Annotated in this window: 9 protein-coding genes; 6 read left to right on the top strand and 3 right to left on the bottom strand. The window is 65.6% G+C overall.

Translation table 11 applies throughout. The features are described 5' to 3' along the window. Nucleotides 1–30 precede the first annotated feature (30 nt). Entirely contained in the window at nt 31–513 is a 483-nt protein-coding gene (locus ACEN9F_RS16115) for a hypothetical protein (RefSeq protein ID WP_413421220.1), read from the bottom strand. A 110-nt stretch (nt 514–623) separates the two neighbouring features. On the opposite strand from ACEN9F_RS16115, the gene ACEN9F_RS16120 reads away from it, so the two are divergent. Next, the gene (locus ACEN9F_RS16120) at nt 624–1067 is read left to right on the top strand and encodes a thioesterase family protein (RefSeq protein WP_413421222.1); all 444 of its coding nucleotides are present in this window, start codon (nt 624–626) and stop codon (nt 1065–1067) included. A gap of 6 nt (nt 1068–1073) precedes the next feature. Here ACEN9F_RS16120 and ACEN9F_RS16125 read toward each other — a convergent pair whose 3' ends face one another. Continuing rightward, nucleotides 1074–1568: a DUF3016 domain-containing protein gene (locus tag ACEN9F_RS16125; RefSeq protein ID WP_413421225.1), complete on the bottom strand. Its 495-nt coding sequence runs from the start codon at nt 1566–1568 to the stop codon at nt 1074–1076. Between the two features lie 259 nt (nt 1569–1827). On the opposite strand from ACEN9F_RS16125, the gene ACEN9F_RS16130 reads away from it, so the two are divergent. From ACEN9F_RS16130 to ACEN9F_RS16150, 5 genes are all read left to right on the top strand, one after another. Further along, nucleotides 1828–3756, top strand: a complete 1929-nt coding sequence (locus tag ACEN9F_RS16130) for a PhoX family protein (RefSeq protein WP_413421227.1) — start codon at nt 1828–1830, stop codon at nt 3754–3756. A 162-nt stretch (nt 3757–3918) separates the two neighbouring features. After that, on the top strand, nt 3919–4998 hold the full coding sequence (locus ACEN9F_RS16135) for a PQQ-dependent sugar dehydrogenase (RefSeq protein WP_413421229.1): 1080 nt from the start codon (nt 3919–3921) through the stop codon (nt 4996–4998). A gap of 282 nt (nt 4999–5280) precedes the next feature. After that, nucleotides 5281–6786, top strand: coding sequence for a DUF3369 domain-containing protein (locus tag ACEN9F_RS16140; protein ID WP_413421231.1), 1506 nt, complete (start codon nt 5281–5283; stop codon nt 6784–6786). 94 nt (nt 6787–6880) lie between these two features. Further along, nucleotides 6881–9355 (top strand): TonB-dependent receptor plug domain-containing protein, encoded by a 2475-nt coding sequence (locus ACEN9F_RS16145; protein WP_413421233.1) that lies wholly within the window; start codon nt 6881–6883, stop codon nt 9353–9355. Nucleotides 9356–9381: 26 nt separating this feature from the next. Beyond that, on the top strand, nt 9382–10293 hold the full coding sequence (locus tag ACEN9F_RS16150) for an S-adenosyl-l-methionine hydroxide adenosyltransferase family protein (RefSeq protein ID WP_413421235.1): 912 nt from the start codon (nt 9382–9384) through the stop codon (nt 10291–10293). A gap of 64 nt (nt 10294–10357) precedes the next feature. Here the strand turns inward: ACEN9F_RS16150 and ACEN9F_RS16155 are convergent, their stop codons facing one another. Beyond that, entirely contained in the window at nt 10358–13315 is a 2958-nt protein-coding gene (locus ACEN9F_RS16155; protein WP_413421236.1) for a triple tyrosine motif-containing protein, read from the bottom strand. Nucleotides 13316–13446: the final 131 nt, after the last annotated feature.

A 13446-nucleotide genomic window follows, 5' to 3' on the forward strand; every position in this document is an offset into this window, starting at 1 on the left:
CTCGGGGAGGCGTCCGCGCAACGCCGGCGGCTATTTGCCCTGCGCCTTCAGGCGCCGCACCTGCAGCGTCGCGCCGATCACGTACAGCACGAACATCGCGCCGGTGATGGCCTTCAGCTCCGGCGCCTCGTGGCCGGGCAGCAGCGGCGCGCCCAGCGGCAGGCGGGTGGTCGACTCGGTCACCGCCGGTATCATGTGGAAGAAGAAGGTGAGCGAATAGCTCAGCGTGGACACATACGGCGACCTGGCGCCGAACCGGCCCTGGTCGGCCCACCACGCCACGCCCAAGGTCAGCAGCGTGACGATGCCCAGCACGTGCGGCTTGCCGAAGCCGCCGTGCTCGAAGATGCCGAAGCCCGTCAGGCAGGTCAGGATGGTGGTCCAGATGTACACCTTGCCGAGCGTGCTGGCCGGATTGATGCCCTTGTCGCGCACAAAGGCGATCAGGGCGGCAAACACAGCAACCAGGCTGATCAAGGTGTGGATAACGCCCAGCTGAGTCAGTCCATACATGACATGTCCTTTCAAAGTTGATACTTTGATAGTACACACAATCCTGGCCTCGGTCTTACCACTAAAGGGCTATTGTAAAATGTCGGCATCACTCACGAGGTAAGCTCATCATGGCCCGTCTGCACCTGGATTTCCCCGAAGACCAACTGTATTTTTCCACCCAGCTGACCGTGCGCGTGACCGACATCAACGGCGCCAACCACCTGGGCAACGATTCGATGATTTCGATGATCTCGGAAGCGCGGGCGCGCTTCCTGTTCGAGTTCGGCGTGCAGGAAACCGGCGCCGACGGCGTCGGCATCATCGTCACCGACCTGGCCACCACTTACAAGGCCGAAGCCCATGCGCGCGACCAGCTGGTGTTCGAAGTGGGCGTGATGGATTTCAACCAGTACGGCGGCGACATCACCTTCCGCGTCACGCGGCCGCGCGACGGCAAGCTGATCGCGATGGCCAAGTCCGGCTTTGTCTTCTTCAACTACAAGAGCAGCCAGGTCACCCCGATGGCGCCGGAGTTCCTGGCCAAGTTCCCCAAGGTCAACCGCATCGACTAGACGCGTCTAGCGCGAGGCCACCGTCGGCGCGATGGTCTTCTTGAACCAGTCGTCGAGCATCTGCTTTTCGTAGCGCAGCGGCTCGCTGTCGGCATAGCGGGTCATACTCATCTGGTAATTCATGTTCGACAGCTGCTCGTCGCCGCTGCGCAGCGTCTGGCCGTCCTGGGTCAGCGTGTAGCGCAGGTGCATGCGCGGCCAGTCGGCGCCGCCCTTCAAGACGCGGATATCGTCGCCGCCGCTGTAGCGCGGGTACAGCCGCCCCGCCAGGTCGATGTCCAGCACCTCGATCTTCAGCGACTGGCCGGCCGGCAGCTTCTTGTCCAGCTTGGCGAAGTACTCGCTGAAATCCTTCAGCACGCGGTCGCGCTCGATCACGCTGCGCGGCACATCGGTGTAGTCGTCCGGCTTGACGTAAGTGACGCTCACTTCCGCCCAGGCGGCACTGGTGGCCAGCAGCGCCACGGCGGCGGCCAGCATGGTTCGGGTCATCAGGCGCATGTGCTACTCCTTCATTCCAGTCAGTTCATGGAAACAATATAGACCTTTTCCCCACAGCGCGCCCGCGCTGAATAAGTTTGTTACCAAACTTACGCCGTCGCCGGCCAGCCCCGCGTTTGTATCGCTTTGTATCTTAATGTCACGCCCTTGTCATATCGAATAGCTAATATTGCGCCCGTCGAAGCGACGCCACCGCTTCGCATGATGCCGCCGCACCTGCCAGGCACATGGAATGGCCACAACTACAACAGGATTTATCATGACCGAGTCCCTCGATCTGTCCCGCCGCAGCATTCTGAAGTTCCTGTCCGGCGCGCCGCTGCTGCCGCTGGCCGGCGGCAGCGCCACCGCCGCCCTGCTGGCCGCCTGCGGCGGCGGCGACACGGCCAACCCTGCGCCGCAGCTGATGTCCGTGAGCTTCTCCGGCATGGCCGCGCCGTCGCTGGCGGACGCACCGAAAATGGCCACCACCTCGGTCTCGTCGGCGATGGTCGCGACCTACTCCGACGGCAAGAACGTGCCGTACTCGCTGGCCTACCAGACCTTCTTCATCACCGGTGCCATGGTCTCCAACGGCAACGGCGGCACCATCCTGGCCGGCGGCTACTACGACATCAACAACAAGCCCATCCTGGACAAGACCGATGCGAACTCGCGCCAGTTCTTCTCCGACGCGCCGGACGGCACCTCGCTGCTGAAGCTGGCCGCGCCGACCGTGTCCGGCATCAAGGGCAACGCCGTGTTCGCCGTGGTGCAGTTCGAATACACCAGCCGCAACGTCAAGGGCGACTCGGTGTACGGCATGCTGCCGTCGCCGATCGCGATCCTGACGTTGGACCAGGACAAGACCACCGGCGCGCTGACGCTGGTGAAATACCACAACGTCGACACCAGCCCGGCCAACGGCCTGTGGATCACCTGCGGCGCCAGCCGCTCGCCGTGGAACACCCACCTGTCGAGCGAAGAGTACGAGCCGGACGCGACCACCATCGCCAGCAACACCCAGTTCGCCGCCTTCAGCACCAACCTGTACGGCGACGCCACCAAGGCCAACCCCTACCACTATGGCCACATGCCGGAAATCACCGTCAACCCGGACGGCACCGGCAGCGCCAAGAAGCACTACTGCATGGGCCGCATCTCGCACGAGCTGGTGCAGGTGATGCCGGACGAGCGCACCGCGCTGATGGGCGACGACGCCACCAACGGCGGCCTGTTCATGTTCGTGGCCGACAAGGCCAAGGACCTGTCGAGCGGCACGCTGTACATCGCCAAGTGGAACCAGAAGACCACCGACAACGGCGGCTCGGCCACGCTGTCGTGGATCAAGCTGGGCAGCGCCACCAGCGCCGAGATCAAGGCCCTGGCCGACAAGCTGAAGGCCGCCGACATCATGGACGTGAAGACCACCGATCCGGCGGACGCCAGCTACACCAAGATCGCCTTCAACGGCAAGTTCAACTGGATCAAGATCGTGCCGGGCATGGAGAAGGCCGCCGCCTTCCTGGAAACCCACCGCTACGCCGCGTTCAAGGGCGGCAGCATGGGCTTCACCAAGATGGAAGGCACGACCGTCAACGCCAAGGACAAGATCGCCTACTCGGCGATCGCCGCGATCGGCTCGGCCATGACCAACGGTTCGGGCGGCATCGCGATCAAGGGCCCGAGCGCCGGCGCCGTGTACGCGCTGAACATGAAGGCCGGCCAGGTCGACGAGACCGGCGCCGCGATCAACAGCGAATGGGTGCCGGTCGACATGGCCGCCGTGCCTGCGCTGGTCAGCGAAGACTTGAAGACCGCCGATGCGCTGGGCAACCTGGCCAACCCGGACAAGGTCGCCAATCCGGACAACATCAAGTTCTCGGAAAAGCTGCGCACCTTGTTCGTCGGCGAGGACAGCGGCACCCACGTCAACAACTTCCTGTGGGCCTACAACGTCGACACCAAGGTGCTGACCCGTCTGCTGTCGACGCCGTCGGGCGCAGAATCGACCGGCCTGCACGCGGTCGATGACATCAACGGCTTCGCCTACATCATGAGCAACTTCCAGCACGCGGGCGACTGGGATGCGACGCTGCACGCCAAGGTGCAGACCACGCTCGATCCGCTGATCCGCGCCAACTACCGCGACCGCTACGGCGCCGCCGTCGGCTACCTGACCGGCTTCCCGGCACTGAGCTTCAGCTAACACCGTATCACTCCCTCAACCCGCAACGAGCCCATGCTCCTTGCGGGTTTTTTTATGCACATGCCTGCCTACCGTGCGGCGCTTGCCGTCCGATGCGGCCGATAATGCACACTTGCGCAGCCATGCCGCAATGGTCGAGCGAGTTTTCCGGGGAGAGCTATCATGTGGAAAGGAGCCGGTTCGGCAGCGGCCGTTTGTGCCGCCGTGTTGGTCTTCGGCCCCGCCGGCTGCGGCGGCGCTTGGGATGGCGGCGGCGCGACGCCGTCGCTGCCGGCAACGCCGACAACGCCGTCCGCCAGCCCGACGGTGCTGGCCACCGGCCTGCAGGCGCCCTGGTCCATCACCTTTCATGGGACGACGCCGCTGGTGAGCGAGCGCGGCTCGGCGCGCATCCTCGCGGTGGGCGCGAATGGCAACCTCACCAGCATCGCCACCATCGCCGGGGTGAACGGCGCCGGCGAAGGCGGCCTGCTGGGGATCGCCGTCCGCGACGGCTACCTGTACGCCTACTTTACCGCCGGCGCCGAGAACCGCATCGAACGCTATCCGCTCACCGGCCAGGGCGCGAACGCGCGCCTGGGCGCCGCCCAGTTTCTGCTCGGCGGCATTCCGTCGCGCAGCAACCACAACGGCGGACGCATCGCCTTCGGCCCCGACGGCATGCTGTATGCGACCACCGGCGACGCGGGAACCTCCAGCCGCGCGCAGGATCTCGGCTCGCTGGCCGGCAAGATCCTGCGCATGACGCCCGATGGACGCATCCCGGCCGACAATCCCTTCGGCGCCTCCTACGTGTACAGCTATGGCCACCGCAATGTGCAGGGCCTGGCGTGGGCGGCCGACGGCACGCTGTACGCGTCCGAGTTCGGCGAGAACACCTGGGACGAGCTGAACCTCATCAGGGCTGGCGGCAACTACGGCTGGCCGGCGGTGGAAGGCAAGGCGGGCAACGCCAGCTACATCGATCCGCTCCAGCAATGGCCGACCGCCGATGCCAGCCCCAGCGGCATCGCCATCAGCGGCGGCAACCTCTACATCGCCAACCTGCGCGGCGAGCGCCTGCGCAAGGTGCCGCTGTCGGCCAGCGCCACCTCGACCGAGTTCTACGTCGGGCAATACGGCCGCCTGCGCGATGTCGTGGCAGCCCCCGACGGCCGGCTGTACATCCTCACCAACAACACCGACGGCCGGGGCACACCGCGGTCCGGCGACGACCGCCTCTTGAGCGCCCCCGCGCCCTGAAGCCGCCCGGCAACGCCGGTATGGCAATTTTACAAAAATCTTTGTTTAATGATAGCAATATTGCTAAAAACGAAGTATTGTTGTGAGTGCATATCGGCGTTACAGAAGACTAACGCCGCGCCGTCGCCTGGAATCGCGACGTACAATAAAGATCAGCCCGGCAAAAACCGGGGAGTGTTGTGCAGAGCAGCAGGAATTTTTATTGCCTGTTGTTAATAGCTGTGTGTAAGACTACAATCGAAAAAATTCACTCAGTAGTGCCATTTTGCGGAACTCGCCCTTATGTCTTTTTTGTCTTCTGCTTCGCCCAAGCTAGCACCTTGGAAAGTCCTGCTGGTTGACGACGAGCCGGACATCCACGACATCACAAAACTGACGCTGAGCCGCTTCCGCCTCGACGGCCGCGCGCTGAGCTTCGTGCACGCCTACAGCGGCGCCGAAGCCAAGCAAGTGCTGGCGCGCGAGACCGATGTCGCCCTGGTGTTCCTCGACGTGGTGATGGAAAAGGAAGACAGCGGCCTCGAAGTGGCGCGCTGGATGCGCGAAGACCTCGACAACCAGTTCACCCGCATCGTGCTGCGCACCGGCCAGCCCGGCCAGGCCCCCGAAGAGCGCGTGATCGTCAACTACGACATCAACGACTACAAGGAAAAGACCGAGCTCGACCGTACCAAGCTGTTCACCACCACCTTCGCCGCGCTGCGCGCCTACCGCGACATCATGAAGGTGGAAGAAGCCCGCCGCGCGCAACTGAACTACCGCGAAGGCCTGGAACGGGTGATCGCCGCCTCGGCCCACATCTTCCAGCAACGCAACCTGAAAGACTTCGCCAACGGCCTGCTGCAGCAGGTGGTCGCGCTGCTGCGCCTGGAGCACAGCATGCTGCTGCGCCTGCGCGGCGCCACCGCCATCAGCGGCGAGAACGATTATGAGATCCTGGCCCAGATCGGCGACGAGGACGGCTCCCTGCTGACGCCCGACGTCATGGCCCAGCTCGACGCCGCCAAGAGCAACAAGATTTCGCGCGTCGAAGGCGACACCTACATCGGCTACTTCCCCAACAACAGCGGCAAGGCTTCGCTGCTGGTGCTCAAGGGCGTGGAAGAAATCTCGGAGATCGACACCAAGCTGCTGGAAGTGTTCTGCTCCGGCGTCGCCATCGCCTTCGACAACATCCTGCTGACCCAGGAAATCACCGACACCCAGGCCGAGCTGATCCTGCGCCTGGGCGACGTGGTCGAGTCGCGCTCCAACGAAGCGGGCAACCACGTGCGCCGCATGTCGGAAGTGTGCTACCTGCTGGCCCGGGAATCGGGCATGCCGGACGATGAAACGGCCGTGCTGCGCCACGCCGCGCCGATGCACGACATCGGCAAGATCGCCACGCCGGACGCGGTGCTGCTCAAGCCGGGCAAGCTCGACGCCGCCGAATGGGAAATCATGAAGCAGCACCCGACCGTCGGCCTGTCCATCCTCGACGGCTCGCAGCGCCCGATCCTGAAGGCCGCCGCCGTGATCGCCCACCAGCACCACGAAAAATTCGACGGCAGCGGCTATCCGCAAGGCTTGAAGGGCTACGACATCCACCTGTACGCGCGCATCGTCGCCGTGGCCGACGTGTTCGACGCGCTGATGCACAAGCGCTGCTACAAGGACGCCTGGCCGATCGGCAAGGTGGTCGAGCACCTGCGCGAAGTATCGGGCCAGCACCTGGACCCGGTCTACGTCGACCTGCTGATCAAGAACATCGACAAGGCCGTCGCCATCAACGAGCGCTTCCCGGACTGACCGCCTCATAAGCATATTCGCAATCGGTCGTTGTTAGAGAGAATTCCTTGCCAGTAAGATCATGGTCCGCCCCGGACCATGCAAGGAATGCACGATGCCTCACGCCCTACCTGATTTGCCGCTGCGCCGCAGCGTGATCGCCTGCGCGCTGATGCTGGCCTCGCTGCCGGCCGCGCAAGCACAGCAAGCGCAGCCTGAAGGCGACACCGCCGCCATCGACCAGGTCACCGTGGTCGGCTCGCGCGCGCGCAACCGCACCGTGTTCGACAGCGCCGTGCCGATCGACCGCTTCGGCCAGCGCGAGGTGGAGAACGCCCTGTCCAGTGGCGAAGTGGGCGCCGCCCTGCAGGCGCTGTCGCCATCGATCAACTTCCCGCGCATCGAATCGAGCGGCGCCTCGGACTCGGTGCGCGGCGTGCAGCTGCGCGGCCTGGCGCCGGACCAGGTGCTGGTGCTCATCAACGGCAAGCGCCGCCACGCCAGCGCCGTGCTCGACACCGAAAGCAGCTACGCCGGCACGGTGCCGGTCGACGTCAACGCGATCCCGCCGGGCGCCATCGACCACATCGAGATCCTGCGCGACGGCGCCGGCGCCCAGTACGGCAGCGACGCCGTGGCCGGCGTCATCAACATCGTGCTGAAGCAGAACCGCACAGGCGGCTCGGCCTCGGTCAGCTACGGCGCCAACCACACCGACTTCAAGCCGACCGACGACACCAAGACCGACGGCCAGACCAGGATCGCCAGCGCCGACTACGGCGTGCCGCTGGGCGACGCCGGCTTCCTGCGCTTCGGCGCCGAAACGCGCAGCCGCAACCCGACCCAGCGCGCCGGCTTCAGCGACGCCGGCTGGACCTCGTGGAACTTCACGCCGGCCGACCAGGCGCTGGACGGCAAGGTGGTCTTCAAGTCCGGCGACTCACAGTCGCACAACAACTACCTGTTCTACAACGCCATGCTGCCGCTGGCGTCCGGCGTCGACGCCTACTCGTTCGCCACCGTCAACCAGCGCAAGTCCGACGGCAGCGCCTACTTCCGCTATCCGGGCGATCCATCCAATGTGGAAGCGATCTACCCGAACGGCTACCGGCCCAGCACCCAGGGCGACATGACCGACACCAGCGTGGTGGCCGGCGTGCGCCTGGCCGGCGCGGGCTGGAACTGGGACCTCGGCGCCCGCCACGGCGGCAACCTCTTCCGCTACGACCTGGTCAACTCGCTCAACGCCTCGCTGGGCGCGCCAAGCCCGACCAGCTTCCACCTGGCCTCCTTCGATTTCCGCCAGAATGCGGTCAACGCCGACCTCACGCGCGCGCTGGACCTCGGCATCGGTGCGCCGGTCAACCTGGCGCTGGGCGCGGAATACATCCGCGAGACGTATCGAAGCACGCCGGGCGACGCCGCCTCGTACGCGGCCGGCCCGGTGACCGACGCCCCGCCGGGCGCCCAGGCCGGTCCGGGCCTGCGTCCGCAGGATGCGTTCGACGGCAGCCGTTCGATCCGCTCGCTGTACGCCGACATCGAAAGCGACGTCACCAGCCGCCTGCTGCTGGGCGCCGCCGCCCGCTATGCCGACTACAGCGACTTTGGCAACGCCAGCACCGGCAAGCTGTCGGCGCGCTACAAGCTGAGCGACGGCTTCCTGCTGCGCGGCTCCCTGTCCAACAGCTTCCGCGCACCGGCGCTGGTGCAAACCGGCTTCCGCTTCTCGACGCTGAACTTCAACAGCGACGGCAGCGGCCTGCAAACGGCGTCGCTGCTGCCGGCCAGCGATGCGCTGGCGCGCGCCTTCGGCGCCGAGGCGCTGAAGCCGGAGAAATCCACCAACCTGTCGCTGGGCCTGGCGTGGCGTCCCGAACGCAACACCAGCTTCACGCTGGACGCCTACCGCATCAAGATCCGCGACCGCATCACCCGCACCAGCGACCTGCAAAGCGACGCCGCCACCGCCTACCTGGCCGGCACCGGCCGCAGCGACATCCAGTCGGTGGCCTACCTCGCCAACCTGCTCGACACCGGCACCACCGGCCTCGACGCGGTGCTGAACCACGACCTGGGCTTCGCCGGCGGCAAGCTGGACCTGAACGCGGCGCTGAACCTGAACCAGACCCGCATCGACGGCGTGCGCCAGCGTTCCGCCGCGCTGGCCAGGATCGATCCCGACCTCACGCTGCTGACCGACACCAGCCTGTTCCGTATCCGCAACGCCTCGCCGAAAAGCAAGCTGGTGCTGAGCGCCGACTGGCAAGCCGCGCGCTGGAGCCTGCTGGCCCGCGCCACCCGCTTCGGCCCGCTGAAAGACTTTTCCTACGACGACGAAGCGGAAGTCATCGACGGCGTGCACGCGCAGCGCTTCGGCGCCGTCTGGACGCTGGACCTGGAAGCGCAATACAAGCTGACCAGGCAGCTGACGCTGGCCGCCGGCGCCGACAACCTCCTCGACCGCTACCCGCAGCGCGTACGGCAGACCAACAACGCCACCTACGGCGGCGCGCTGCCCTACAATTTTATTAATCCGATCGGCGTCAACGGCGCATATTTCTACGGCCGCCTGCGCTACACTTTCTGAGCCCGCCCACTACCAACAAGGACACCATGAAGCATGTAACGAGATTATTCGCAGCCGCCTGCCTCAGCACGCTGCTGGCCGCGCAAGCCTGTGCCGCCGACAAGAACGCGCTGGTGCTGATGACCGACTTCGGCACCTCCGACGGCGCGGTCTCCGCGATGCACGGCGTGGCCTTCGGCGTCGATCCGGCGCTGCAGGTTTCCGACCTGACGCACAACATCCCCGACTACGACATCTGGCTCGGCGCCTACCGCCTGTACCAGACCGCCAACTACTGGCCGAAGGGCAGCGTGTTCGTCTCGGTCATCGATCCGGGCGTGGGCACCGAGCGCAAGTCGGTGGTGCTGAAGACCAAGGAAGGCCGCTACTTCGTCGGCCCAGACAACGGCCTGTTCACGCTGATCGCCGAGCGCGACGGCGTGGCCGAGCTGCGCGAGATCGACGAGAAGGTCAACCGCCTGGCCGGCTCCGGCGAGTCCTACACCTTCCACGGCCGCGACGTGTACGCCTATGTCGGCGCCCGCCTGGCGTCGGGCGCGATCAGCTTCGAGCAGGTCGGCCCGCTGCTGCCGAGCGAGTCGGTGGTCAAGATCCCTTACCAGAAGGCGGTCCGCAGCGGCAACGTCATCAAGGGCATCGTGCCGGTGCTGGACGTCAAGTACGGCAACGTCTGGACCAATATTCCGAAGCCGCTGTTCAACGAGCTGAACATCGGCCTGCACGACAAGGTGCAGGTGCGCATCCTGCACAAGGGAAAACTGGTGAATAAAGTTGTTGCGCCGTTCGAGCATACCTTCGGCGGTGTGGCGAAGGGCCAGCCGCTGGTCTACCTCAACAGCCTGCTGGAAGTGGCCGTGGCCATCAGCCAGGGCAACTACGCCGCCAAACACAAGATCGATTCCGGCGTCGATTGGGAAGTCGAGATCAGCAAGAAGTAAGCGTACCGCGAACGCAGAGTTGAGTCACCATTCCAGCAACCAAACTCTGCGCCGCCATCAGGCGCTAGCCGAAGGCCCGCCTGGCCGCGATCGCAAACGAGACGGTGACGCCGGCGCCCGGCGCACTGTCTATCGACAGCTTGCCGCCGATCCGCTGCGCGCGTTCGCGCATGCCCTCCAGTCCCCAATGCCCGGGGCGTTTCCCGGTCTCCCGCACGCTGGCGTCCAGGCCCGGTCCATGATCGCGGACCGTCATCCGGAACTCACCGGGCGAATACGCCAGCTCGACCATCACGTCGGCGCCGCCGCCATGGCGGGCGGCGTTGTAGATCGCTTCCTTGCCGATGGCCAGCACCTCGGCCTTGACCGCCGCTGAAAGCGGCCGCGCGGCGCCCTGCAGCGCCAGCGAAAAAGCCAGGCCGTATTGCTCGCCCGTGGCCCGCCCCACCGCGTCGAGCGCGTCGCGCAAGTCGCCGGGATGCATATCGCCGACGCGCAGATCCAGTACCTGCTCGCGGCCTTCGTCGACCACCATCTGCGCCATGTCCAGCGCGGCGTCGATCCGCTGCTGCGCCGGATCGCCGGCGGGCAGCGTGTTCCTGATCAGATCGAAGCGCATGATCAGCGCCTGCACGCTCTGCAGGAACGTATCGTGCAAGGTGCGGGCGATGCGCTCGCGCTCCAGCAGCCGCCCGCGCGAGCGCTCGGCGACGCGGGCGGTGATCTGCGCCACCCGCAGCAGATACAGCAGATACAACGCACCCAGCGCCAGCGCCACGCACAGCAGCTTGAACCAGAGCGTCTGGGTGATGGATGGTTCGATATGGAAAGCCAGGTGCGCCGCCTCCTTGCTCCACACGCCATCCTCGTTGGCCGCGATCACCTCGAAGCGGTAGTCGCCGGGGCCGAGATTGGTATAGAAAGCCTGGCGCCGCGCGCCGACCTCGCGCCATCCCGCGTCCAGGCCGATCAGGCGATAGCGGAAACGTACCCGCTCCGGCATCGATAGGGCGGCCGCCGTGAAATCGATCTGCACATCGGCCGAGTGCTCGGGCAAGCGCAGCCCGTCGCGCAGCTGGTAGGCGCCGCGGTCGGTCTTGAGCGCGGTCACCCGTGGCGCCGGCGCCAGCGGATTGCGGGCTATGCGGGCCGGGTCGATCCAGCCGACGCTGCTGCTGGTCGCGTACCACAGCCGTCCGTCGGCGCCCTCCGCCAAACTGTTGAGCGGACGTATCGCACTGGGCTGCCCCTCATGGCCATCCAGGTAGTCGAAGCGCTCAAGGTGGACCGCGGACGCGCCAGGTCGCACGGCGGCGGCAAGCTGGGGCGCGCCGATCCGCATCAGGCCATCGTTTCCATGCAACCACAACTCGCCGCCCGCGGTCATCACCATGCCGGTGATGCCGCCCAATGGCACGCCGCCATCGCCACCCAGCTTGATGAACCGTTGTCCTTGCATATAAGCTATGCCCTGGTCGCCGCCGATCCACAGCCGTCCGGCCGACATGCAGATGACTTTCACGATGCCCACCGCGAGACCGGCATCGGCTCCGAAGCGCCTGAGCAAGCCATCTTTCAACACCTCGACGCGATTGCCGGGGTAGCCGAACCAGATACCGCCAGCCGCATCCGCATGCAGCGCAACGGCACGTCGTCCCACCAGCGCCGGTTCGCCGCCGCCGGCCACCCAGACACCGTCCTTGAAGGTGTACAGTCCGTGACGCGCCATCCCCACCCACAGCCTGCCGTCGCGCCCCATGGCCATGGCTTGCGCCTGGTCCCTGCCGACCGCTGCCGGCAGGCGCCACCGGCGCCGCCGCATCCCCTGCTGATGCCACAGGAACTGGTCGCTGGCAAACCAGCTGCTGCCATCCGGGTCGCGCAGCGTGCTGGTGACATCCTGCATATCGGTGGCGATACGGCGCCCATCGCCGGCCAGGCCGAAACTGGTGTCGTTGTAATTGCCGGTGGTGGGGTGATTGCCGATCCATACGGTGCCATCCTTCGCCGCCACCACGCTGAGTCCACCAATCATGCGCGGCGGCAGTTCGACCGTGCCCAGTCGTGCTTCGCGGATCTGGTCGACGCCATTCTCGGTGACAAACCACACATTGCCTTCGCGATCGCTCAAGTCCAGGTAGACCAGCTTGCCGGTGAGCCGGTCGGGCGCCAGGAAGGTCCGTATCGGCCGCAGGTCGGGCCCCAGCAATTGCAAGCCCTGTTCAGTGTTGATCCAGATCGCGTCGCGGCTGTCCAGCGTCACATTGATGGGGGTGGCGCTCCCCTTGGGCAGCGGCAGCGGCTCGGCGCGGCCGTTGTCTGGATCGAACAGCAGCATTTGATGTTGCGAAGTGAAGACCAGCACCTTGCCATCCCGGCGCAGCATGCCGTTTTCCACATCCAGATGGGCCAGCACCCGCCGGAACCGCCGCGTCCCGGCGGCGTTGCGATACACGCCCTGCTGGTGATATGCCAGCAGGCTACCATCGCGCAAGACGGTGAAATACCGGAACAGGCCGGCGGCCGGCAAGCCATCCGACGCCGGCACCTTGCGCCAGTCATCGCCATCCTTCCAGTAGAGTCCCTCGGCACAGGTCGCCCATATGGTCCCATCCTTGGCCTCGCCTACCTGAAACACAGTGTGCTCCGGCAAGCCTTGCGCCGCGCCATAGTGACGCACCTCGCCGTTCTGAAACACACTGAGTCCGCCGAAGCTGTAGCCGACCCACAGCGCATCGCCGATGGCGGTGACGGCGGACGTCGTGGGCGACGACAGCTTATTGCCGTCGATCTCATCGGTACGCTCGAACTTGACGCCGTCGAAGCCGTACAGGCCGCTGTTGGAGGTAAACCAGAGCTTGCCGAAGCGATCCTGCGTCATCGAAAAAACGGCCGACGGCGCACCGTCGCGCCTGGTCCAGCCTTTGTGATACAGGCTGGGCTGCCAGGAAGGCAGCGGCGGCGGCATGGCGGCGCCGTGGGACACGCCTGCCAGCGAACCCGTGACGAGCGCGAGCCACATGGCGAAGCGACCGGCCCCGCTCGTCAAAGTACTACCCAAAATGAGAATCCCGTCAAAAATGAAAGTGGCGGCGCGGCTGACAAAATGATACTGCCATCCGGCCGGCGTTTGCTCTGCAATAAGGCAGAGGA

The organism is Duganella sp. CT11-25 (assembly GCF_047302815.1).
In the GTDB taxonomy this organism is placed as follows: domain Bacteria; phylum Pseudomonadota; class Gammaproteobacteria; order Burkholderiales; family Burkholderiaceae_D; genus Rugamonas.

Bases quoted from the DNA above. Each gene is read 5' to 3' on its own strand.
- ACEN9F_RS16115 (WP_413421220.1), bottom strand. From the start codon at position 513: ATGTATGGACTGACTCAGCTGGGCGTTATCCACACCTTGATCAGCCTG.
- ACEN9F_RS16120 (WP_413421222.1), top strand. From the start codon at position 624: ATGGCCCGTCTGCACCTGGATTTCCCCGAAGACCAACTGTATTTTTCC.
- ACEN9F_RS16125 (WP_413421225.1), bottom strand. From the start codon at position 1,568: ATGCGCCTGATGACCCGAACCATGCTGGCCGCCGCCGTGGCGCTGCTG.
- ACEN9F_RS16130 (WP_413421227.1), top strand. From the start codon at position 1,828: ATGACCGAGTCCCTCGATCTGTCCCGCCGCAGCATTCTGAAGTTCCTG.
- ACEN9F_RS16135 (WP_413421229.1), top strand. From the start codon at position 3,919: ATGTGGAAAGGAGCCGGTTCGGCAGCGGCCGTTTGTGCCGCCGTGTTG.
- ACEN9F_RS16140 (WP_413421231.1), top strand. From the start codon at position 5,281: ATGTCTTTTTTGTCTTCTGCTTCGCCCAAGCTAGCACCTTGGAAAGTC.
- ACEN9F_RS16145 (WP_413421233.1), top strand. From the start codon at position 6,881: ATGCCTCACGCCCTACCTGATTTGCCGCTGCGCCGCAGCGTGATCGCC.
- ACEN9F_RS16150 (WP_413421235.1), top strand. From the start codon at position 9,382: ATGAAGCATGTAACGAGATTATTCGCAGCCGCCTGCCTCAGCACGCTG.
- ACEN9F_RS16155 (WP_413421236.1), bottom strand. From the start codon at position 13,315: ATGTGGCTCGCGCTCGTCACGGGTTCGCTGGCAGGCGTGTCCCACGGC.